The 22,296-nt window shown below is 65.3% G+C and carries 23 protein-coding genes; 11 read left to right on the top strand and 12 right to left on the bottom strand.

All coding sequences use genetic code 11. The features are described 5' to 3' along the window. Positions 1-359: 359 nt before the first annotated feature. From ACK6AU_RS02300 to ACK6AU_RS02265, 8 genes are all read right to left on the bottom strand, one after another. Positions 360-1,142 (bottom strand): MetQ/NlpA family ABC transporter substrate-binding protein, encoded by a 783-nt coding sequence (locus ACK6AU_RS02300; RefSeq protein ID WP_185701561.1) that lies wholly within the window; start codon positions 1,140-1,142, stop codon positions 360-362. A 441-nt stretch (positions 1,143-1,583) separates the two neighbouring features. Then, the gene (locus ACK6AU_RS02295; protein WP_409297537.1) at positions 1,584-2,504 is read right to left on the bottom strand and encodes a sigma 54-interacting transcriptional regulator; all 921 of its coding nucleotides are present in this window, start codon (positions 2,502-2,504) and stop codon (positions 1,584-1,586) included. A gap of 58 nt (positions 2,505-2,562) precedes the next feature. Beyond that, positions 2,563-3,144 carry an alpha/beta hydrolase gene (locus ACK6AU_RS02290; protein ID WP_263013916.1) on the bottom strand — a complete coding sequence of 194 codons (582 nt, stop codon included), beginning with the start codon at positions 3,142-3,144 and terminating at the stop codon, positions 2,563-2,565. Positions 3,145-3,451: 307 nt separating this feature from the next. Next, positions 3,452-3,853 carry an ExbD/TolR family protein gene (locus ACK6AU_RS02285; RefSeq protein WP_409297534.1) on the bottom strand — a complete coding sequence of 134 codons (402 nt, stop codon included), beginning with the start codon at positions 3,851-3,853 and terminating at the stop codon, positions 3,452-3,454. 1 nt (position 3,854) lies between these two features. Continuing rightward, entirely contained in the window at positions 3,855-4,580 is a 726-nt protein-coding gene (locus ACK6AU_RS02280) for a MotA/TolQ/ExbB proton channel family protein (RefSeq protein ID WP_185701564.1), read from the bottom strand. Between the two features lie 41 nt (positions 4,581-4,621). Continuing rightward, the gene (locus ACK6AU_RS02275) at positions 4,622-5,437 is read right to left on the bottom strand and encodes an energy transducer TonB (protein ID WP_185701565.1); all 816 of its coding nucleotides are present in this window, start codon (positions 5,435-5,437) and stop codon (positions 4,622-4,624) included. Between the two features lie 398 nt (positions 5,438-5,835). Next, the gene (locus tag ACK6AU_RS02270; RefSeq protein ID WP_185701566.1) at positions 5,836-6,054 is read right to left on the bottom strand and encodes a hypothetical protein; all 219 of its coding nucleotides are present in this window, start codon (positions 6,052-6,054) and stop codon (positions 5,836-5,838) included. Between the two features lie 176 nt (positions 6,055-6,230). After that, positions 6,231-7,079, bottom strand: a complete 849-nt coding sequence (locus tag ACK6AU_RS02265) for a LysR substrate-binding domain-containing protein (RefSeq protein ID WP_409297531.1) — start codon at positions 7,077-7,079, stop codon at positions 6,231-6,233. Between the two features lie 106 nt (positions 7,080-7,185). On the opposite strand from ACK6AU_RS02265, the gene ACK6AU_RS02260 reads away from it, so the two are divergent. The 8 genes from ACK6AU_RS02260 to ACK6AU_RS02225 all read left to right on the top strand — a co-directional run bounded on the left by ACK6AU_RS02260 (position 7,186) and on the right by ACK6AU_RS02225 (position 12,253). Further along, positions 7,186-7,848: an ankyrin repeat domain-containing protein gene (locus ACK6AU_RS02260; protein WP_185701568.1), complete on the top strand. Its 663-nt coding sequence runs from the start codon at positions 7,186-7,188 to the stop codon at positions 7,846-7,848. 28 nt (positions 7,849-7,876) lie between these two features. Next, positions 7,877-8,338 carry a nucleoside deaminase gene (locus ACK6AU_RS02255; RefSeq protein WP_409297529.1) on the top strand — a complete coding sequence of 154 codons (462 nt, stop codon included), beginning with the start codon at positions 7,877-7,879 and terminating at the stop codon, positions 8,336-8,338. Beyond that, positions 8,325-9,530, top strand: coding sequence for a CynX/NimT family MFS transporter (locus tag ACK6AU_RS02250; protein ID WP_409297527.1), 1,206 nt, complete (start codon positions 8,325-8,327; stop codon positions 9,528-9,530). The genes ACK6AU_RS02255 and ACK6AU_RS02250 overlap by 14 nt, the downstream gene beginning before the upstream one ends. 311 nt (positions 9,531-9,841) lie before the next feature. Beyond that, positions 9,842-10,420 (top strand): hypothetical protein, encoded by a 579-nt coding sequence (locus tag ACK6AU_RS02245; protein WP_409297525.1) that lies wholly within the window; start codon positions 9,842-9,844, stop codon positions 10,418-10,420. A 9-nt stretch (positions 10,421-10,429) separates the two neighbouring features. Beyond that, positions 10,430-10,636 carry a helix-turn-helix transcriptional regulator gene (locus ACK6AU_RS02240; protein ID WP_022643915.1) on the top strand — a complete coding sequence of 69 codons (207 nt, stop codon included), beginning with the start codon at positions 10,430-10,432 and terminating at the stop codon, positions 10,634-10,636. 88 nt (positions 10,637-10,724) lie between these two features. Next, positions 10,725-11,390 (top strand): hypothetical protein, encoded by a 666-nt coding sequence (locus ACK6AU_RS02235; protein ID WP_185701572.1) that lies wholly within the window; start codon positions 10,725-10,727, stop codon positions 11,388-11,390. A 96-nt stretch (positions 11,391-11,486) separates the two neighbouring features. Then, positions 11,487-11,915 (top strand): SMI1/KNR4 family protein, encoded by a 429-nt coding sequence (locus ACK6AU_RS02230; protein ID WP_409297522.1) that lies wholly within the window; start codon positions 11,487-11,489, stop codon positions 11,913-11,915. Beyond that, positions 11,912-12,253, top strand: a complete 342-nt coding sequence (locus ACK6AU_RS02225; protein WP_409297520.1) for a hypothetical protein — start codon at positions 11,912-11,914, stop codon at positions 12,251-12,253. Before ACK6AU_RS02230 ends, ACK6AU_RS02225 begins: the two co-directional genes overlap by 4 nt. Before the next feature lie 37 nt (positions 12,254-12,290). On the opposite strand, the gene ACK6AU_RS02220 is transcribed toward ACK6AU_RS02225, so the two are convergent. Then, positions 12,291-13,631, bottom strand: coding sequence for an aryl-sulfate sulfotransferase (locus ACK6AU_RS02220; protein ID WP_185701575.1), 1,341 nt, complete (start codon positions 13,629-13,631; stop codon positions 12,291-12,293). A 64-nt stretch (positions 13,632-13,695) separates the two neighbouring features. Beyond that, complete coding sequence (locus tag ACK6AU_RS02215) at positions 13,696-16,068, bottom strand: TonB-dependent receptor (protein ID WP_409297518.1); 2,373 nt, start codon at positions 16,066-16,068, stop codon at positions 13,696-13,698. A 153-nt stretch (positions 16,069-16,221) separates the two neighbouring features. On the opposite strand from ACK6AU_RS02215, the gene ACK6AU_RS02210 reads away from it, so the two are divergent. Both ACK6AU_RS02210 and ACK6AU_RS02205 read left to right on the top strand, forming a co-directional pair. After that, a complete protein-coding gene (locus tag ACK6AU_RS02210) occupies positions 16,222-17,166 on the top strand; it encodes a LysR family transcriptional regulator (protein ID WP_409297516.1) in 945 nt (314 codons plus the stop codon). Positions 17,167-17,358: 192 nt separating this feature from the next. Beyond that, positions 17,359-18,975 carry an alkaline phosphatase family protein gene (locus ACK6AU_RS02205; RefSeq protein ID WP_409297514.1) on the top strand — a complete coding sequence of 539 codons (1,617 nt, stop codon included), beginning with the start codon at positions 17,359-17,361 and terminating at the stop codon, positions 18,973-18,975. 225 nt (positions 18,976-19,200) lie between these two features. Here the strand turns inward: ACK6AU_RS02205 and ACK6AU_RS02200 are convergent, their stop codons facing one another. After that, positions 19,201-20,106, bottom strand: a complete 906-nt coding sequence (locus tag ACK6AU_RS02200) for a TauD/TfdA family dioxygenase (protein ID WP_185701579.1) — start codon at positions 20,104-20,106, stop codon at positions 19,201-19,203. Positions 20,107-20,290: 184 nt separating this feature from the next. Between ACK6AU_RS02200 and ACK6AU_RS02195 the strand changes: the two genes are divergently transcribed. Then, a complete protein-coding gene (locus ACK6AU_RS02195) occupies positions 20,291-21,211 on the top strand; it encodes a LysR family transcriptional regulator (protein WP_409297511.1) in 921 nt (306 codons plus the stop codon). Positions 21,212-21,245: 34 nt separating this feature from the next. On the opposite strand, the gene ACK6AU_RS02190 is transcribed toward ACK6AU_RS02195, so the two are convergent. Then, entirely contained in the window at positions 21,246-22,268 is a 1,023-nt protein-coding gene (locus ACK6AU_RS02190; protein ID WP_185701580.1) for an ABC transporter substrate-binding protein, read from the bottom strand. Positions 22,269-22,296: the final 28 nt, after the last annotated feature.

Raw genomic sequence — 22,296 nt, 5'->3', positions numbered from 1 at the left:
AGCTATAAAAAGCAGAATTTAAATACCGTTAAGGCATATTGATATCACCCAAAAACCTAACCCGCGGATTTGCCGGGCTGGCATCCAGCGACTACCTTTTTGCCTGCCTGCCGGGTTCATGAGGACCGGGGCATTTCCCAGGACGCGCAGCTTCACAAGGACGATGACCATGGCCGATGAAAAGACTCCGCAACCGCTCGATCCCCATGACTTGCTCAAATGGCTCATGGCCTTGCGCCGGGCCATGCAGCCGGCGGGCTGACGCTGGCCAAAGATCCCAGCAATAAAAAACGCCGACGCTGGCCTAGCCGTCGGCGTTCGAACCTTGAAGGGGTTGGTCCGGTGGACAGCCTAGCCCATCAGAAGGCCGGCAATACCGCGCCGCTGTATTTCTTCTCGATGAAAGCCTTCACTTCAGGGCTGGTCAGGGCCTTGGCCAGCTTCTGGATGGCCGGGCTGTCCTTGTTGTCCGGACGGGCCACCAGGTAGTTCACGTAGGGCGAGTCGGCGCCTTCGATCACCAGCGCATCCTTGGCCGGGTTCAGGCCGGCTTCCAGGGCGTAGTTGGTGTTGATCATGTCCAGGTCAACCTGGTCCAGGACCCGTGGCAGCATGGCCGATTCCAGTTCCCTGAACTTGAAGTTGTGCGGGTTCTTGGCGATGTCCTTCGGAGTGGACACGGCGTTCTTCGGATCCTTGAGTTCGATCAGGCCGGCCTTGTGCAGCAGGATCAGCGCACGACCGCTGTTGCTGCCTTCGTTGGGGATGGCGATGCTGGCGCCGTCCTTCAGCTCGGCCAGGCTCTTGACCTTCTTCGAGTAGCCGCCGAAAGGCTCGACATGCACGCCGATCACGGTCTCCAGGTGGGTGCCCTTGCCTTCGTTGAAGTTCTTCAGGTACGGCAGGGTCTGGAAGTAGTTGGCGTCCAGGCGCTTCTGGTCCACTTGCACGTTGGGCTGCACGTAGTCGGTGAAGACCTTCACTTCCAGGTCCACGCCTTCCTTGGCCAGGGTCGGCTTGATCAGCTCGAGGATCTCGGCGTGCGGCACCGGGGTCGCGGCGACGACCAGCTTCTCGCCGGCCTGGGCGATACCGGCGCCCAGGGCTGCCGCCAGTGCGGTGAACAACAGAACTTTTTTCATGGGATGTCCTTAGGTGTCGGGGTCCGACGATGGCTTCAAACAGGGAGTGGATCGGGATACTGGTGAAGTGCCACTGCTGGCGTGAACCGGACAATACCGAGATTTTTTATTCCCGAAAAATATCTTTTATTCAAGTTCATATTCCATTTTGTTCATACAGCCGAAAAGCCCCTTGCCAGAGCGCTCGCCCTATCGCAGCACCCGGCGAAGGTTGCACCGCTGTCGAGCGCGGCAAGGCTAGGTCAAGGCCGGCAGGGCCTTCAGGCAGGCCATTGAGCGGACTTCTTGGCGGCCGCTACGCGCCCTTACGCAGCCTGTAGCCGCTGTCGAGCCTGCGAGGCTGCGCACGAGGACGCAGTCCTCGCGCAACGAACTCCGCCCAAATCTCGTAGCGCCTGGACAGACAGGCGCTCCGCGCCCGGGCGCAGCCTGCGCCAGCGCCTACACCGCCAGCAGTTGCTTGAGGGCGGCGCGATCCGCCTCGGTGCCGGACTCGAGGATCCCGCGTACCAGCAGGCGCACCTGCTCCAGGGGCGCGGCCTGGGACGGCAGGTTGAGGTGTTCCGGAAGGATTTCCCCACCATCGCTGACCAGCAGGGCGAAGTGAATGACGTTCTCCAGCTCGCGGGTATTGCCCGGCCAGCTGTGGCGCTCCAGGACCTGTTGCGCGGCTTCGCTGATCAGCGGCACGGGCAGGTCCAGGCGCTGGCTGTAGATCCCCAGGAAGTATTCGGCCAACGATTCGATATCCCCCACCCGCTCGCGCAGGGCCGGCAGCTCCAGCTGGCCCTCGCTCAGGTAGCGATACAAGCGCTCGTGGAACTTGCCCGCCGCCACCGCCTGGGCCAGGTCGATGCTGGTGGCCGCCACCAGGCGCACATCCACCGGGCTTGGCTGCTGCGCGCCGACCCGGGTCACCTCGTGGTTCTCCAGGGCCGCCAGCAGCTTGGTCTGGATCGGCAGCGGCAGGTCGCCGATCTCGTCCAGGTACAGGGTCCCGCCATTGGCCGAGCCGAACCAGCCGGCCCGGCTGCTGGCCGAGCCGCTGAAGCTGCCCGCGGCATAACCGAACAGCTCGGCGTCGGCGTAGGTCGGGCTGATGGCCCCGCAGTTGACCGAGACGAACAACCCGCCACGATCGCTGGCGCGGTGGATATGCCGGGCCAGCAGCTCCTTGCCGGTGCCGGTCTCGCCACGGATCAGCACCGAGGTCGAACGCGGCGCCAGTTGCTCCAGCTCCTCGCGCAGCTGGCGCGAACGCGGATCGACGAACACCAGCGCCTTGGCGCGGATGCTCAGGGGGCTTTTCTCGGCATCGGGAAAGGTCAGCAACGGCTGGCCGAAGGGGGTATGCGAACTCATGGCGGACTCCCGCCCCAAGGTGCCTGGAGGCGGGGGCGCTTAAACGAAAGAAGAAAACTCAGGCACGACGCAGGGCGTGCTGTTCCATGCGGTTTTGCAGGCGGTAGAGATAGGCGAAGCCCTGTTCCCAGCGATGGTGGCCGGACTTGACGTTGATATGCCCGGCACCGGCCAGGATCCCGGCCTCGGCGCCCCAGTCCCGGGCCAGCTCCAGGGCTCGCGCCGCGCTGACCGCGCTGTCGTTGTCCGAGCTGACCACCTGGCTGGGGAACGGCAGCAGGCCCCGGGGGATCGGGGCGAAATTGCGCAGCGCCGGGACACAGGCCGGACGCTCCACGTCGGCCGGCGCCACCAGCAGCGCGCCACGCACCTGGCGCAAGGCCGCCAGCGGCGCCCGCGCCGCCCAATGGGCCACGGTGACGCAACCCAGGCTATGGGCGATCAGGATCACCGGGGTGTCATCGGCGGCAATGGCTTCGGCCAACGCGGCGACCCAGTCTTCCCGGCGCGGCGTCAGCCAGTCGGCCTGCTCCACTCGCGCACTGTTGGGCAGGCTGCGCTGCCAGTGGCTTTGCCAATGATCTTCTGGCGATCCCTGCCAGCCCGGCACAATCAAGTAGCGAATGGATTCGTTGCGCATGGGGAACTCTCCTGCTGCGTGTCTGTTCCCGAACGAGTATAGGGAGGGGATTTATATTGGTTAAGGAATAAGAAGCTATTTATTAAGACCTATAAAGAATATAAAACCCAACCCGCTCCACCTCGTGCAATCGCTGCCGCAGGCTGCGCAACGGCCGCCCGGGAGCCCATTCCACCGCGCACTTGAAGGCCCTGCGGGCCTTGGCGCAGCCTCGCTGCGCTCGACAGCGGCTACAGCGCCACAACAAAAAAAAGGCCGCACCCTGCCAAGGAGACGGCCTGAAAAGTCGTGGCTTTGTTGCTCGGTATCAGCGGGCGGTAATCACCGACAGCTTGGTGATGCCCGCACGCTCGATGGACGCCATGGCCCGGGCCACCTCGCCGTAGTTGACGCCATCGTCGGCCTGCAGCTGGACGCGGACTTGCGGGTCCTTCTGCTTGGCCGCTTGCAGGTTGGTTTCCAGGAGATCCGGCTGGATCTCGTCCTTGTTGATAAACAGCTTGCCGGTGCCATCGATGCTCACCACCAGCGGGTCCTTCTGCTCCACCGGGGCCACGGCCTCGGTCTTGGGCAGGTTGATGGGAATGGCGTTGGTCAAGAGCGGCGCGGTGACGATGAACACCACCAGCAGCACCAGCATCACGTCCACCAGCGGGGTGACGTTGATCTCGCTCAGTACCTCGTCGCTATCCTGGGTCGAGAAGGCCATGTCAGGAGGCCTCCTTCACTTTGTGGCCGCTGCCCTGGGCCGCGACCTTGTGCGCAGCCGGATGGATCAGCACGCGGAACGAACTCTTCTGCGCCAGGCTGTAGAAGTCATGGGCGAAGTCATCGAGGTCGGCGGCGGTCAGCTTCAGGCGCCGCAGGAAGTAGTTGTAGACCAGCACCGCCGGCACGGCGACGGCGATCCCCACGCCCGTGGCCACCAACGCCGCGCCGATGGGCCCGGCCACGGTTTCCAGGCTGGCCGAGCCCGCGGCGCTGATGCCCTTGAGCGCTTCCATGATCCCCCATACGGTGCCGAACAGGCCGATGAAGGGCGAGGTGCTGCCGATACTGGCGACCACCGCCAGGCCTGTCTCAAGGGAGCGGCGCTCACGCACGATCTGCTGGCGCAGGGCACGCTCGAGCCGGTCCTGGTGGTTGATCGCCTGGCTCAGGTCGGCGGCGTGGGCGGCATCGCCCACCTGGATCGCCGCGTAGCCGGCCTGGGCCACCCGGGCCGCCGCACCGGGCTGGGTTTCGCTCAGGGGCGCGGCGGAGTCCAGGCTCGAAGCCGCCCAGAACTGATTGTGGAACTTGCGATCCTGGGCCTTGAGGCGGGCGAACTGCACGCCCTTGACCAGGGCCAGGCCCCAGGTGGCGACGGAGAAGACCACCAGCAGCCAGATCACCGCGCTTTCGATGGATTCCAGTGGAGATGCCAGTAACGTCATGATGTATTCCCTCTATAAGCGTGTGGATCGGGCCTTGCGGCTCAATGGATCTTGAAATCGATAGGTACGCTGACCCAGCCGTCCTGGGCCACGTCGCCCTGCTTGGCCGGGACGAAGCTCCAGCGCTTGACCGCGGCCAGGGCCGCATCGTCGAGTTGCTGGCGCCCACTGCTCTTCTGGATCTGGATCTCTCCCGGCTTGCCGCTGGCCAGCACGTGTACCCGAAGCAGTACCGTGCCTTCCCAACCCCGCCGCTGGGCCAGGGAGGGGTATTCCGGTGCCGGGTTCTTCAGGTACGCGGCGCTGGCCGAAGCCGGGGTCACCGGAGCGGGAGCCGCTGGCGCGGGCGGGGCCGGGGCGGCCACCGGCGCGACCGGCTGCGGCGCTGCCGGAGCCTGCTGCACTGGCTTGGGCGCGGGCTTGGGTTCGGGCTTGGGCAGCGGTTTTGGCTTGGGCTTGGGCACCGGCTTGGGTGGCGGCGGCTTCACTGCCAGCTCGTCCTCCACCGGCGGCGGTGGCTCCACCACCGGCTGGACCGGCTGCGGTGGCGGCGGCTCGACCACCGGTGGCGCCGGATGCGAGAACTCGATGGTCATGGGCGGGATTTCCGGCGGCACGATGGGCAGCACCGGAGTGGGCTTCTGGCTCAGCCAGTAGATCACCGCGCCGTGCAACACCAGGGCCGCCACTCCCAGGAGAATCGCCTCGCGCCGGCGCAGCACCCGCTTGGGTGTGCGTTGCAGCCGAGCCTGGCCCAGCGGCAAGCGATGCGGCCGGCCGAGATCGACCAACTCGCCGCTGGGTGCCTGGCGCCACGGCACCTCCTGCGCGCTGGCGACGGTCTGGACATTGCCCATTGATTCACTCCCTACGATCTTCTGCGGATAACCGGCACCAGCGCCCTGACTCCCCCGCGCAACGGTGCCGTGGGATCCATGATCCGCGCCCCACTCTTATCTCTTAAAGTAATCTTTCAAGTTATATATAGACCCGCATGGAATATACAAAACTCGTGAAACCCTCCAGGCCGCGTGAATCAAGGGCTGCAGCCGCAACGGCGAAAGTCCATGCCTTGCCGGCATGAAAAATATTCCCGCAAGGCATCGAAAACACCTGGATAGCAGCCTCGATACAACTAACCAGAAGCAACGGCTCACAACTAAACTCAAACTCCGGGCACGACAAAGCCGCTGGAACATCACGCAAAGTTAATATCGACTAGCGGATATCCAGCGGCTGTCAGTTATCGAACTCGTTACTGCTTGAGGAATTCACCACTCAGGCCGACCACATCACCGCTGAAGTTGCTGCGGGCTCCGGACGCACGCAACCGGGCGTAGTTGTGATCGGCGGAAAACAGCGCCCAGGCCTGGGTCAACTCTCCGCTGAACGAACCGTTGGCGTCGTTGCCATCGGTCACGACCAGGCGGGCGTCGGCGTTGGAGTCTGCATAGGTGCCATTGATGCTCGACATGATGCAGGTTTCCTTATGCAGTTAAAGGTTTCTTCCAATGAGGCAAGTTCAAAAAACTCACGAAACCAGCATGGCCGGCACCCAAAAAGTTGTCCAAGACAAACTTGAGTTACAACTAATCAAATAGCTATAGAGTCCAGCACGCCCCCTATAGGCCATATCCACGCCAAGGCAACTTATAACTTTCCGGCCGCCAGCACGCGCAACTGCTCCTGCAATGCCTTGCCTGCCCGACTCAAGCCGCTGCCGGCATACAGGGCCAGGCGCACGCCCTGGATATCCGGCAGGCCGCTGGCGGCATCGAGGATGCGGTGCTGCTTGCCCAGCACCCGCACCGGCAACAGGCTGATCCCCAGGCCCGCGCCCACCGCCGAGCAGACACTGGCCAGGCTGGCGCTGGAATAGGCGATGCGCCAGGGCCAACCGCCCACTTCCAGGTGGTGGAGCATTTCCTGGCGGTACAAGCCCCCCACGGGAAAGGCCACCAGCGGCAGCGGTTCGCGCCCGAAGGCCGGTTGCCGGAGGCTATCGGCCCAGCACAACGGCTCGGGCCAGGAATCCAGGCAGTCGTCGCCATGGCCCATCTGCTTGACCAGCAACAGGTCGAACTCGCCACGCCGGTATTGGCGCAGCAACTCCGGCCCCAGGCCGCAAGTGACCTCCAGGCGCACCGCCGGGTAGTCGCGGCCAAACCGTGACAGCAACGGCATCAGGCGCTCGGCGGCATAGTCCTCCGGCACCCCCAGGCGCAGCACTTCTTCGCTGCGCTGGTTGATCAGCACGTCACTGGCCTCTTCGTGCAGCGCCAGGATGCGCCGGGCATAGGCCAGCAACCGCTCGCCCTCGACCGTGGCCGCCACCCGGCGCTGGTCGCGGTCCAGCAACTGGCAGCCCAGGCTCTCCTCCAGGCGCCGCACCTGCTGGCTCACGGTGGACTGGGTCAGGTGCAGGCGCTCGGCGGCGCGGGTGAAATTCTGGCAGTCGGCGACTGCCACGAAACTGCGCAACAACACGGGATCGAACATCGCCAAACCATTCTGATAGCCACTGATTGGCATGATTATATTTAATTTCAGAATACCCAGGGGCTTGCCCATACTCGTCGCTCATCAGTCGGAACGGGAGGTTTGCATGGGGTTCAACCGGTCCTTCAAACGCGGCCTGTTGGCCGCCGGCCTGCTCACGGCGGGAGGGGTAATGGCCAGCGACAATGCATTGCTCGAAGCAGTACGCAACGGACAGTTGCAGCCAGTACGCGAGCTCATCGCCCAGGGCGCGCCGCTCGACGACCGGGACCCGGATGGCAGCAGCCCGCTGCTGTTGGCCACCCGCGGCAACCAGGTGGAGATCGCCCGGGCGCTGATCGAGGCCGGCGCCGACGTCAACCGCAAGAACCTGATGCAAGACAGCCCCTACCTGCTGGCCGGGGCCAGCGGCCACGACGAGATCCTCAAGCTGACCCTGGCCCATGGCGCCGACCTCAAGAGCACCAACCGCTACGGCGGCACGGCGCTGATCCCGGCCTGCGAGCGCGGCCACGAAACCACCGTGGGGTTGCTGATCGCCGCCGGGGTCGACCTGGACCACGTCAACCGCCTGGGCTGGACCTGCCTGCTGGAGGCGATCCTGCTCTCCGATGGCGGCCCGGCGCACCAGCGCATCGTCAGCCGGCTGATCGCCGCCGGCGCCGACCTGAACCTGCCGGACCGCGCCGGGATCAGCCCCCTGCGCCATGCCGAACAACGCGGCCAGGAGGCCATCGCCAAATTGCTGCGCGAAGCCGGGGCTTCCTGAGCTCGCGCAGTGCACGCCGGAGACTTGCATGCATAACGATCAACACTTCCTCGAACGAGCCGTGGCCCTGGCCCGACGCAACGTCGAACAGGGCGGCCGGCCCTTCGGCGCCTTGCTGGTACGCGACGGCCAGGTGCTGGCCGAGGCGGTCAACGAAATCCACCTCAGCCAGGACCCCACCGCCCACGCCGAATTGCTGGCGATCCGCAGCGCCAGCCAGCAACTGGGCCCGCGCCTGGACGGCTGCGTGATCTACGCCAGCGGCCAGCCCTGCCCGATGTGCCTGGCGGCCATGCACCTGTGCGGCATATCCCGGGCGGTGTTCGCCGCCAGCAACCAACAGGCGGCGCCGTTCGGCCTGTCCACCGCGGCGATCTACGAACAACTGGGCCTGCCCCTGGCCGCCCAGCGCCTACCGGTGCAGCACCTGCCACAGGCGGCGATGCAGGCTATCTACCAAGATTGGCAAGACCGTCATGCCGCGCACTGAACCAGCGTTCAAGACCTTCGCCGGCTGGGCCTTGCTGGTGTGCCTGGGGCTCAACCTGCGGCCGATCCTCAGTTCGGTCAGCCCGCTGCTGGGACAGATCCGCGAAGCCACCGGCATGAGTTTCCAGAGCAGCGCCTGGCTCACCAGCCTGCCGGTGATCTGCATGGGCCTGGTGGCACTGCTGGGTGTGCGCATCGAAGCGCGCCTGGGAGAGCGCCACGGGGTTTCCCTGGGCCTGCTGCTGGTGCTTTTGGCCTGCCTGGCGCGCCTGTACTTCGGCCAGGCACCAGCCTTGCTGGCTTCCGCCCTGCTGGGCGGCGCCGGCGTCGCGCTGATCCAGGCCCTGGTGCCGGCGCTGATCAAGCGCCAATTCCAGCATCGAGTGGCCCTGGCGATGGGCGTGTATTCGGCCTCGCTGATGGGCGGTGGCGGGCTCGCCGCACTGCTCAGCCCGCAAGTGGCCCTGCACTTCGCCAGCTGGCGGATGGGCCTGGGAGTCTGGCTGCTACCGACCATGGCGGCCCTGATGCTGTGGACCTGCCTGCCCCTGGGCGCCGCCCGCCGCCCAGGTGCCCGATTCGTGACTGACAGCCTGTGGAGAAACCGCCGGGCCTGGCTGCTGGCGCTGTACTTCGGCCTGGTGAACTGCGGCTACATGAGCATGGTGGCCTGGCTCCCGGCCTACTACCTGCAGATGGGCTGGAGCGCCACGCTGAGCGGTTCGTTGCTGGCGTTCATGACCGTGTTCCAGGTCATCGCCGCGCTGTTGATGCCAGCCCTGGCCCAACGCAGCGTCGACCGTCGGCCTCTGCTGGGCATCAGCCTCACCGCCCAGGCCCTGGGCTTTCTCGGCCTGGTGCTGTGGCCGCTGCAAGCACCGCACCTGTGGGTGGCGCTGATCGGTTTCGGCCTGGGCGCCTGCTTCGGCCTGAGCCTGATCCTCACCCTCGACCACCGCCGCGATCCCCGGGCGGCCGGGCAACTGGCGGCCTTCGTCCAGGGCGTGGGGTTCTTGCTCAACGCCGTCTCGCCCTGGCTCACCGGCTGGCTGCGCCAGGTCACCGGCGAGTTCACCAGCGCCTGGTGGGTGCTGGTCGCCGGTGCCGTGGCGATGCTGCTCCTGACCCGCATCTTCAGCCCGTCCAGCTACCAGCCCAGGGCCCGTTTCGACACCGCCGCACACGCCGCATGAGCCTGGTGCCGGGTCCATCGGGCGGCTCGTGCCGAGCCGTGCGCAGCCTGCGCCAGCGGCTACACGCAACCCTGTAGCCGCTGTCGAGCGCAGCGAGGCTGCGACCGGGCGCGCAGCGCCCGCAACACCAGCAACGCGCTGCGGCAGGTCACCGATGAACAGCAAACAACGGCCACCGGCCGGGACTCGATGGAGTGGGCCAAAGCAATAAACGTTGGAGCGCGGGGAAATATTAGGGGAAATAAATTATTGTAATTCGATAATTATTTATCAATAATCCGTCACCCCCACAGCTTTGCAAGGAATACCCGATGCCCCTCCAAAACAATGGTTCTGCCCAATACCGGTTACGCCGGGTCGGCATGCTGGCCGCGATCCTGGCCTGGGTCATGGGCATCGTGGAAATCGGCGGCAACGCCGGGCTCTGGATCTACAGCAAGGACCAGGTCCTGGGCGCCCTGCTCGGGGTCTTCGCCGAACACTGGCCACGCCTGGTGGAAGCCGACTTCAAGCCCTCCACCCTGAGCTTCGCCCTGCTGGTGATCCTGGACTTCCTGCCATTGCTGCTGTCGAGCTTCGCCCTGTGGCTGACCGGGGTGTTCTTCATGCGCCTGTCCCGGGGAGAAACCTGGAGCGATCGCAACATCCGCATCCTCTGGCGCGTAGGCATGCTATGGATCATCGCCCCGGCCACTTTCCCGATGATGGAGACCCTGCAAGGCCTGGCCCTGTCCATCGACCTGCCGCCCGGCGAACGCATCCTGCAGATCTCCGCTGGCTTCTCGTCCTACGCCGCGTACGAAGTGGTCAAAGGAATCTTGCTGTGCTCGTTTTCCATTATCATGCGCGACGCGAAAATCCTCAGTGATGAGCACAGTCACTACATATAGACCAATGAGATGACCATTATCGTTCGGCTTGACGTTGTCATGGCTAAAAACAAGATTCGCTCGAAAGAGCTGGCCGCCATCCTGGGCATTACCGAGGCCAATCTGTCGTTGCTGAAAAATGGCAAGGTCAAGGGGATGAAAATCGAGACCCTCGACAAACTCTGCGCCGCACTCGACTGCCAACCCGGCGACTTGCTGGAGTACCAGGCAGACTGAGACTGCGTCTCCCCCCTTCGCGTGTGTTTGCTCGAGTCCAGACCGTTAAAGCCTGTTCCAAGCCCTCCTGTTATCCACTGGCTGACTCATGACTCGTACTCTGCTCTACCCGCTGTTGCTGCTCGTCTCCCTGTTGACCGGCTGCGCCAATAAACTCGACGTGGCGATCGACGCCACCCCAGCCCAAGACTACTACTTCGATCGCCACGCCCCGGTACTGGTGACCGTCAACGGCGCCAAGGATGCCCAGGCCCTCAAGGCCAGCTACTACCTGCGCGACATGGTCGCCGCCCTGCATGGCATGGGCTTCACCAAGGTGTATACCGAGTCGGCATTGCCGAAGGATCATCCACCGTTTCGCCTGAACATCGCCCTGGATGTGGGCAGCAAAAGGACCAGCTACCGCTACACCGCCACCGACTACGCCTCGGTGCCCAGCAGTACCAAGACCACGTGCATGCCCGGCAAGCACCAGCAGACCGTGTGCACCAGCACCCCGACCATGTCCTACCGCGCCGTCGGCTCCTCGGAGCGCACCGCCTACACCACCCTCTCGACCTTCAACATCAAGGCCAAGGACGAGCAGAGCCGGCGCACGGTGTTCGTACTGCGGGCCTCGTCCTATAACGAGGATTGCCAGGACGCCAAGATCGAGGATTTGCTGGTGCAGGAGAGCCTGGACAACCTGGACTTTCGCAACCGGGTCCAGCGCCACTACAGCGTGACCCTGCCCGAAGGCCAGAGCTGCAAATAAGCGCCTACCGCGCACCAGGCGGCGCGCCTACAATCGCCCCTCGATGCCGTCCCCCATCGGCGGGCACGGCCCTTGAGCACAAGGTGCATGTCGAGCATGACCCTGGATTGGAACGCCTGGGAAATAGAACCCGGATCGACGGTGGACGAACACCTGATCGCCCAGGTGCAGCAACGCCTGGGCGTCGAGTTACCGCCGCTGTACCTGGAACTGGTGCGCTACGCCGAGGCCGCCACGCCAGGAATCGGCACCTTCGCCTATGGCAACGGCTACGCCTGCATCAGCGAATTCTTCGCTTTCAGCCTGAACGACGCCCCCTGGACCCTGCCCTGGTACGCCAGCCCTGGCCGCGTGCCGGGGCTCGCCGCCGGCTGCCTGGCGATTGCCCGGGATGCCGGCGGCTTGCTGGTCTGCCTGGACTTCAACAGCCCGCGCGTGGCGGTGGAAATCTTCGACCCCGACAGCGCCAACCGCTACCCGGTGGCCGCCGACTTCCAGGCCTTCGTCGAGTTGTGGCAGCCATGAACACACCGCGTAGATGGATAGTCGTACCCACCAGCCAGGGCGCCCTGCAACGCCTGGACCTGGACCAGTGCCGGCCGGGCGACCTGGAGGAACTGGCCCTGTCCCCAGAGCAGTGGGCGAGCCTGTCTCGCAGCGACCTGCTGCCGAGCTTGAACAGCGCCCTGGGCATCCTGATCGACGACTACGAAGACGCCTCGATCCAGGGCCAGGCCGACCTCGCCACGGCGCTGGCGATCCTCACCCAGGCCGCGACCGCCGGGGATGAACTTATCCACAGGCTGATCGCCCTGAATCGGCTGGCCCTGGAGCGGGACACCGGCCTGTACTTCTACTTCTGAGCGGGCAGGCGCCTTCGCCAGGGGCGAGCTTGCGGGGTCAGATCCCGGCGCTGGCCTGTTTCAACTGCGGCTCTGGCGCCTGCACGGCGGTTTGCGAACGCGGCGTACCCTCCGGCACCCAGTCGTAGTTCACCGGCAGCGCACGATACACCCAGTTGCTCACCGCCTCGCTGCCCGGGGCCTTGCCCAGGTAGGGGCTGACGTATTCCCAGACGATCTCGCCAGCGGCGGTGACTTGGAAGAAACGCCCGTTCATGCCCTCGTCGATCAGGGTGTTGCCGTTGGGCAGGCGCCGCGCGCTGCTGATGAACGAGCTGTAGAAGGCCCAGCCCGGTTGCCTGGAACTGGCGGCGCTGTATTGCCAGACGATTTCACGCTTGATCGGATCGATCTCCAGCACCCGGGAGCCGGCGATCAGCCCCAGGGGTACCGAGGGGTAGCCGGCCGTGCCCTGGTTGTCGAACACCAGCAGGTTGCCGGCCCCCGGCAGGCCGGCGGGAATGATATGGGCATCGTGCTGGCCGACGAACTGGTCCACCGGGCGCGGCAGTTTGCCGGCGCTTTTGGGCTCGATCGGCGCCAGGTTCGGCCCCAGGCGCCAGACCACCTTGGCGCTGTGCTTGTCGATGATGGCGATGAAGTTGGCGTTGCGAGAGTCGATCAGCAGGTTGTCCGGGGCGAAGCGTTTGTCACCGGCGTCGAACCAGCGGTTGGGGCCCACCACGCTGAGGTTGTTGATGTGCAGGTAGTCCGGGTTGCTGGTGCCGCGCACCAATTGCAACTGGGCGGGGGTGAAACCGAACTCCTTGAGGTGCTCGGAGGCCAGCCACTGCCATTTGACCTGGCCGTCGGGGCTGACTTCGTAGATCGCATCATCGATCACCTGGGGCACCTTGAAGCCCGCCACCTTGTGCACCTTGTTGGCCAGCACCAGGGTGTTGCCATTGCTCAACCGGCGCAGGTCATGGTGCTGCTGGGCCGCGCCGCCCGGGGCCTGGTCGCCCCATTGCCAGACCCGCTTGCCGTTCCAGTCCAGCTCGCCGACGCTCTGGTTGCCCAGGCCGTTGCCCGCCGAGCCGAGCGGGCCGGGGTCCTTGTCCTTGAGCTGCAACAGCACCCGGCCACGCTCGCCGCCCACCAGTTGCGGGTCGATGATGGCCGAGGGAAAACCGGCCTGGGGCCAGTTCCTGACCTCGTTGCCGTTCATGTCGATCAAGTGGGTCTGCTTGTCGGCACCGCTGAAGATCACGTACTGGTTATAGGCCTTGGCCGGGTCGTAGCGGGTCACGCCGGTGGGGTAGACGCTGGGCGCCGCGTGCAGCGCTCCGGCCAGCAAGGTGGTGGTGAACAAGACCAAGGGGGTTGTGGCGCGTGGCATGGCAGGCACTCCTGTTCGGATTGAAAGGCGCCGACAGTCCCGGCGCCAGGTGCGAAAGCGGACTTCAGAAGTCGTAGCGACCGGTCACGCCCAGGGTTCGCGGCGTGCCCAAAAGACCCTCGTAACCACCGTTGCCGCCGGTCCAGAGGGTGGTGTAGTAGGTCTTGTCGAAAGCGTTCTTCAGCCACAGCGAGACATCCCACTGGCCCTGCTCGTAGTTGCCCCGCAGGCCGGTGGACAGGTTGACCACGGCGTAGCTGGGGATCTGCCCGTACTGGGAATCCTCCACCGTGCCCACGGCCTTGGAACGGAAGGCATAGCTGGCGGTGACGTACTCCTCCAGGCCGTTGTCCAGGTTCCACTTGTATTCGCCGTTGGCGTTGGCGATCCATTTCGAAGCACCCACCACCTGGTGTCCGGTGAGATCGCAGGACGCCGGCGCCCCGGGACGCAAGCTGACCTCCGGCGGGCATGGGGCATCCTTGTAGGACAGGTAGCGCACGTCGTTGTAGGAGCCGTTGAGGTTCAGGGTCAGGCCGCGCAGCGGCACCAGGGTGCTTTCCACCTCGACCCCGCGCGAGCGCACCGAACCGGCGTTGGTCAGGTACTGCACGCGGTTGCCATAGTCGTAGGCGTTGGTCTGGTAGCCGTTGACCTGGGTCCAGAACAGGTTGGCATTGAGCTGCAGGCGCCGGTCCCACAGGGTGCTCTTGAAGCCCAGCTCGGCGTTGTTGGCGCGCTCGGTGCCGATCAGCAACGAGTCGGCGCCGGCGGTGGGCGCCGAGCCTACCGCCAGGTTGACCCCGCCGGATTTCTCGCCGTGGGACAAGGTGGCATAGCCCAGCAGGTCGTCGCTGAAGCGGTAGCTCAGGTTGAGCAGGCCCGAAGGGCTGGTGCTGTACTGGTTCAGGTCGCCGGAATCGTAGGCCCCGGCCCGGCCGCGCCGGGCATTGGCCGCGGCACCGGTGACCGCGACGCCACCCAACGGTGCGTCGCGGCCGACCGAGGCGGTTTTTTCCTCGTAGGTGCCCCGCAGGCCAGCGGTGAAATCCAGGCGCTCGGTGAGGTGCCAGGTGCCCTGGGCGAACAGGGCGAAGCTGTCGGTGCGGATCTTGCCCTTGCCGATGCTGGTGACGTCGTTCAGCGCCCCGGTGGGCGTACCGTTCCAGATATCGGCCTTGGGCCCGTAGTAGGCGAAGGACTTGTTATCCAGGTCCGAGCCGAAGTAGTAGGCCCCCAGCACGTAGTCGAAGAACCCGCCACTGGGCGAGGCCAGGCGAAACTCCTGGGACCACTGCTTATCTTCCACCGAGACCCCGGCGTTGTAGGTGGCCGGCACGTTGAGGCCATCGTCGTTGCGCGGGGTGAAGTTCCACCAGCGGTAGGAGCTGACCGAGGTCAGGGTGAAGTCGCTGGGCAGGGTCCAGTTGGCCTCCAGGGAGGTGCCACCCTGGAACACCGTGACGTGCTGGTCGTTGTCCAGGTTGACCTTGCGGTGGCTGCCGTTGACCAGGGTCGCGCCGGCCGCCGCCGCGCGCGACTCATAGACATTTCTGCCGTTGATGGTCGGCCCGGTGCTGTACAGCACCCGGGTGCCGGCGCTGGAATCCTCTTCGTTGTAGTCGCCGATCCAGCGCAGGTTGAAGCTCTCGTTGGGCTTGTACAGCAACTGGCCGCGAAAGCCCTGGCGCGAACCGCCGTTGAGGTCGTGGCCGTCGTGCTCGTTCTTGATATCGCCGCCGCTGCGGGTGCGATAGGCCGAGAAACGCCCGGCCAGCTCATCGGTCAATGGCCCGGAAAGGGTGCCCTTGGTCTGGAAGTAGCCATCCTCGCCCAGGGAGGTCTCGATGCTGCGCTCGGGGGTGAAGCTCGGCGCGCGGGTACTGATGTTGATCACCCCGGCGGTGGTGTTCTTGCCGAACAGGGTGCCCTGGGGACCACGCAGCACTTCCAGCTGCTCGATGTCCATCAGGTCGAACACCGCCATCCCCGGCCGCCCCAGGTAGACGTTGTCGATGTACAGCCCGACGCTGCCTTCCAGGCCGTCGCTGGCCGGGTTGTTGCCCAGGCCGCGGATCGACACGCTGGACTGGCGCGCATGCATGTAGGCGACGTTGACGCTGGGTACCAGTTGCTGCAGGTCCTGGATGCGATAGACCCGCTGGCTCTCCAGGGCCTGGCCGCCGATCACGCTCATGGGCGTGGGCACGTTCTGCGAGCTTTCCTCGCGGCGCCGGGCAGTCACGGTCACCGTCTGCAACTGGCCGTCGTCGGCCTTGGCCTTGTTGGCGCTGCTCTTGGCCGGCGCGGTTTCCGGCGCCTGGGCCTCTTCGGCCCAGGTCGGTGTCCAGCTGGCGCTGCCGGCCAGCAACAGGGCCAGGGGCAGGCGCTTGAGCCGCCGAGGCGTGAGGGGTGAAGCGATGGACAACGGGCTCATGGGCGGCTCCTGGTCAGAAAACATACAGCTCGTATATTCTCTAAAGTTATTTATTTATGTTTTTACAAAGATTTACTGCATAAGAGATTGCCTTTATAAGGAGTCGACCTAATGCATAGCCAATGCATTTCCCCGATATTTTTTATGTGAAAAATGCATATCGACCTGCGCCAGCTCCGCCACTTCATCGCCCTCGCCGAGCAGCGCAGCTTCGTCGCGGCCGCGGCCACGGTGAACCTCTCGCAATCGGCCTTCAGCCGCAGCATCCAGGCGCTGGAGCACAGCGTCGGTTGCCAGCTGGTGGACCGTGGGCGCAAGGACCTGGCGCCGACCAAGCAGGGCCAACTGCTGCTGGAACACGCGCGGCGGCTGGTCAGCGGCGCCCAGCAGATGGCCAACGAAATCAGCCAGTTCAATGGCCTGGAAGCCGGGGAATTGCGCTTCGGCTGCGGCCCGGCACCGGCGGCCGGGCTGATCCCCCGGGCCATCGGCAGCTTCATCGGGCGCTACCCCAAGGCCCGGGTGCAGTTCCAGGTGGAGGATTGGCAGAGCCTGGGCAAGCGCCTGCTGTGCGAGGAGTTCGAGTTCTTCGTCGCCGACACCCGGCACTTCGAGGCCGACCCGGACTACCTGACCCAGCGCCTGCGCCCACGCAAATGGCATTTCTGCTGTCGCGCCGGCCACCCCCTGGCCGGGCGTGACAGCGTCAGCGCCAGCGAGCTGATGAGCTATCCGCTGGCGGTGACCATCCGCCCGCCGAACCTGCGCAAGGTCATTGTCGATCTCAGTGGCAAGCCGGACTTCACGCCCAATGTGGAATGCGAGAACAGCTACAGCCTGCTGGGGGTGGTGCTGCGCTCGGACGCCATCGGCATCGTCGGCTCCTACAGCGATGCCCTGCACCAGGCCAAGGGCGAGCTGGTGTGCCTGAAAATCGAGGGGCTGGCCGACGACCTGGAAGAGCTCTACACCCGCTACGGCATCGTCAGCCGCGCCGGGTATCGGCTGTCGCCGCTGGCCCAGGCGATGATCGAGGAGATCAAGCACCTCGACGCACAGGATGAGGAGCTGTGCTCGCTGGAGAACTTCGCGGTCTGATCCGGCCCAATCGCGGGCAAGCTCCGCTCCTACAGAGGAAGATTGCGCACGCTTGTGTAGGAGCGAAGCTTGCTCGCGATGGCATCCTCAAGGCCCATGCATAACCCGCATGAAAAGCATGCGGCAAATGCGCTTGCCGGCATCCCCCGGCGAAGGCGAAAACCCTCACCTGTCTTTCGATCGGTGAAGCCCATGTCCCCTACTCCCCAACCCGTGCGCAACGTGCTCTACATCATGTGCGACCAACTGCGCCGGGATTACCTGTCGTGCTACGGCCACCCGCACCTGCACACCCCCAACATCGACCGCCTGGCCGCCGCCGGGGTGCGCTTCAGCCGCGCCTACACCCAAGGCACCATCTGCGGCCCGTCGCGGATGTCGGCCTACACCGGGCGCTACGTCAGCAGCCACCAGGTGGCGTGGAACGCCGTGCCCCTGCCGCTTGAGGAACTGACCCTGGGCGACTACCTGCGCCCCCACGGCATCCGCACCGCGCTGGTGGGCAAGACCCACGCCACGCCCAACCTGGATGCCCAGCAGCGCCTGGCCATCGCCGCCGACAGCCCCCAGGCCGAACAGTTGAACGAGGTAGGCTTCGAGCCCTGGTTCCGCCACGACGGCATCTACCCCGACGACCCGCTGTTCGACGACAAGCGCGAGTCCGCGCCCTACACCCACTACCTGCGCGAGCGTGGCTACGCCGGGCGCAACCCCTGGCATGACTGGGCCAACGCCGCGGCCGGCGAGCAGGGGCAGATCCTCAGCGGCTGGCAGATGCGCCACGCGCACTTGCCGGCGCGGGTCGCCGCAGAGCATTCGGAAACCGTCTACACCACCGACCGCGCCATCGATTTCATCCGCGAACAAGGCGAGCGTCCCTGGTGCCTGCACCTGTCCTACATCAAGCCGCACTGGCCTTATATCGCCCCGGCGCCCTACCACGCGCTCTACGGTGCAGGGCAGGTACTGGCGCCGGTGCGGGCCGCGCCGCAGGAAGCCAGCGACCACCCGGTGTACCAGGCCTTCCGCCAGCACGAAGAAAGCCTGAACTTCTCCCGCGACGAGGTGCGCGCCAACGTGGTGCCCACCTACATGGGCCTGATCAAGCAGGTGGACGACCAGCTCGGCCGGCTGTTCGATGTGCTGCACAGCAGCGGACGCTGGGACGACACCCTGATCGTCTTCACCAGCGACCATGGCGACTTCCTCGGCGATCACTACCTGGGGGAAAAGGAATTCCTGCTGGAGCCGGCGGTGGGCGTGCCGCTGATCGTCCGCGATCCACGGCCTGCGGCGCACGGCACCCGGGGCACGGTGGATGCGCGCCTGGTGGAAACCATCGATGCCCTGCCGACCTTCCTCCAAGCCCTGGGCTTGCCGGGCGCCGAGCACCGCCTGGAGGGCCGCTCGCTGATCCCGCTGCTGCATGGCGCCACGCCGCCCTGGCGCCGCTACGCCATCAGCGAATACGACTATGCCTTCCAGGCCCCGGCCCGGGAGCGCCTGGGCCAGCCCATCGACCGTTGCCGCATGACCATGGTGCGCAGCGAACGCTGGAAGTACCTGGCCTACGACGGCTTCCGTCCGCAGCTGTTCGACCTGCAGAACGACCCGCAGGAACTGCACGATCTGGGGGCCGATCCGGCCTATGCGCCGGTGCGCGAAGAACACCTGGGCTACCTGCTGGAATGGCTGCGCGGGTTGAAGCGGCGGACCACCATCAGCCACGCCGAGATCGACTTGCGCGGGCAGCGGTTTCGTTATGGCGAGCCGGAGGCGGAGAAGCTGGTGCAGATCGGTGTGTGGTGAGGCGCTGACTTCAAGGACCTCATCGCGGGCAAGCCTCGCTCCTACAAAGGCATACGCGTTCTTGCGTAGGAGCGAGCGGGCGGCGATCCGACTTGCCCGCGAAAAAAACGCCAATCCGCCACCGTCCCGAAGCCGCTGCGGCGATTGTGTGGCCTTCGGGCCCTGCGCAGCCTCGCACGCTCGGCCGCGACAGGTTTGGTGGTGACCTGCAACCGTCGAGGGCGTTCAAGCCCCCTTGGTGGTCTGGCTGCGCTGGCCGTGGACGCCCACCGGGACGTCGCCCTTGAGGGTCACCCGGCGCACCACGCGCTCCTGGCTGCCGTAGTCGTCGACAGCGTAGTGCTGGGTCGAGCGGTTGTCCCAGATCGCCACGTCGCCGGCGTTCCAGCGCCAGCGCACGGTGTTCTCCAGGCGCGTGACATGGCTTTGCAGCAGGTTGAACAGGTGCGCCGAATCGGCCTGGGAATAGCCCTTGATGCGCTTGACGAAATGCCCCAGCACCAGGCTCTTCTCGCCGCTCTGGGGATGCACGCGGACCACCGGATGCTCGGTCTCGAACACCGTGGAGGTGAAGATCTTGCGGTAGCGCTCCAGCCGTTCCGCCGAGACGTCGGGCTTGACCGAGGCATAGTCGTACTCGTTGCTGTGCACCGCCCACAGCTGGTCCGCCAAGGCCCGCAGCTCTTGCGGCAGCTCGTCGTAGGCGGTGGCGGTGTTGGCCCACACGGTGTCGCCGCCGAACGCCGGGGCCACCACCGAGCGCAGGATCGAGGCCTTGGGGTAGGCGTCGACGAAGGTCACGTCGGTGTGCCAGGAGTTGGCCCGCTGGCCCTGGGCGCCATCGAGCTCCATCAGGTAGCGGGTGCCGTCGCGTACCGGCACGGTGGGGTGGGCCACCGGTTCGCCCAGCAGGTGGGAGAAGGCTTCCTGGCTTTGGTCGTCGAGGTGGGTCTGGCCACGGAAGAAGATCACCTTGTACTGCACCAGCGCCTGCTCGATGGCCTGCACGGTGGCGGCATCGAGCTCGCCGGAAAGTTGCACACCACGGATCTCGGCGCCGATGCGGCCGGCCACTGGGTGGATTTCAAGGGCCTGGACAACGGGTTTGACAGCTAAAGCGGCATTGCTCATCGAAGACACCCTCGGTGGACTGCTCACGGTAGGAACCGCCGCGAAACAACGCTCTATCTATATTCACTTTAGATCTAATAGATAAACACATGCTTCGTTGACGGAATAAGAGCTTGCATTTAAAACCTCATTCCTCACTCGTCGCAAATGCCTTCGAGCTATTTTTCGGATGCCGGGAAAGCATATGGATCTTCGCCAATTGCGTTACTTCATCGCCCTCAACGAGCACCGCAGTTTTGTCCGCGCCGCCGATGCCATGGGCATCACCCAGCCGGCCTTCAGCCGCAGTATCCAGGGCCTGGAGCAGGAGTTCGGTTGCGTGCTGGTGGACCGGGGCAACAAGGACCTGCGCCCCACGCCCGAGGGCCAGGTGGTGCTGCAGCATGCCTTGAGCCTGGTGCAGGGTGCGGCCCTGCTCAGCAGTGAAGTGACGCAGATGACCAAGCTCGATGCCGGCGAGGTGCGCTTCGGCTGCGGCCCGGCGCCCGCGGTGAAGCTGGTGCCCGACGCCGTGGCGCAGTTCACCAGCGCCCACCCGCGGGTGCGTACCCGCTTTGCCGTGGATAACTGGGAAAAACTCAGCCGCAGCCTCAACCGCGAGGAGATCGAGTTCTTCATCGCCGACATCCGCCACTTCGAGGCCGATCCCAACTACCAGACCCAGGCCCTGACGCCCAAACGCGGGGTGTTCTTCTGCCGTCCCGGGCATCCGTTGCTGGCCAAGGAGAGCCTGTCCACCAACGACATGTTCGACTACCCCCTGGCCACCACCCTGATCCCGCCGGGCATTCGCAAGTTGCTGGCCAACTTGAGCGGGCGCATCGATTTTTCACCGACCATCGAGACCGAGCATTTCCCGGCGCTGGTGAAGATCGTCCGCCAGTCCAATGCCATTGGCGTGGGCACCGCCGAGGCGTTCGCCGAGGATATCGCCCAGGGTTCGCTGGCCCTGCTGCACTGGCGCAACCTGCCGCAGAACATCGACAGCCTGAACGCCCGCTGCGGCATCGTCAGCCGCAGTGGTTTTCGCCTGTCGCCAGCGGCCCGCAAGATGATCGAAGTGCTGGTGAGCGTGGACCAACAGCAAGTCGCCATCGCCCTGTAGCCGCTGACGAGCAGCGCGAGGCTGCGACCGGGTGCTACAGGCCGGCGGCGGCCAGTTGCGGCGCCACCCACTCGCTGACCTTGAACGGCTTGCGGATCAGCCGCTGCTTGGCCGCCAGGTCTACCGAATCCTGCAACCGGCCGAGGAACACCGGGTCCAGGGTCGAGGGGAAGATCTCGCTCAGGCGCTGGTCCTTGAGGTCGTCCTGGAGAATCACCGGTGGATAGCTGGCCAGCCCCGACACCAGCTGGATATAGGCTTCCTTGTTGCTGTCCTGGGTCAGCCATTGCACCGCCTGTTGCTGGGCCTTGAGCAGCTTTTCCACCGCCTCGGGATGCTCGTCGACGAACTTGCCCGAGCCCACCAGCACCGCCTGCACGCTGCCGGCGTCGCCCAGGTCCTTGGTGCTCAAGGGCAGTTCGGCCAGGCCCTTGCTGCGCAGGGCGGACAGCCCGGTGCTGCCCCAGGAGGCGTCGATCTGCCCAGCCGCCAGCGCCGCCACGGCGGCATTGAAGTCGAGGTTGACCACCTTCAGGTCCTTTTCGCTCAGGCCCCGGCTGGCCAGGGCCGCATCGAACGACAATTGGGTGGCGGTGCCACGGAACACCGCCACGCGCTTGCCCTTGAGATCTTCCAGGGTCTTGATCCCCGATCCCGGCGCAACCCCCAGGTAATGCTTGACCCCACGGGCCGTGGCGCTGAGCAGGCGGGTATCCAGGCCATTGGACTTGCCGATGATGGCCGCCAGGTCGCCGAGGTAGGCCAGGTCCACCTGGCCATTGGCGAAGGCTTCGTTGATCACCGGCCCTGCGCCCTTGAAGAAATTCCACTGGATCTTGATGCCCTGGTCGGCGAAGGCCTTCTCCAGGATCTGCTGGTGGCGCAGCACATCCACCACTCCGCCCGAGCTGTGCTGGGTACCGGCGCTGAGGTCGGGCACGGCGATGCGGATTTCCTTGAGTTCGCCAGCCTGGGCCAGCAGCGGCAGGTAGCCCAGCAGCCCGGCCAGGGCCGGCGCGGCCAACAGGCTGATCACACGTTTGAAGGGAAGGTTCATGGGGACGGCTCCTGGAGGGCAAAGGCGT

This window comes from Pseudomonas sp. KCJK8993 (assembly GCF_046230915.1).
Classification (GTDB): Bacteria; Pseudomonadota; Gammaproteobacteria; order Pseudomonadales; family Pseudomonadaceae; genus Aquipseudomonas; species Aquipseudomonas piscis.
Note: the sequence above shows the minus strand (reverse complement) of the source record. Positions and strands in the feature narration are given on the sequence as shown.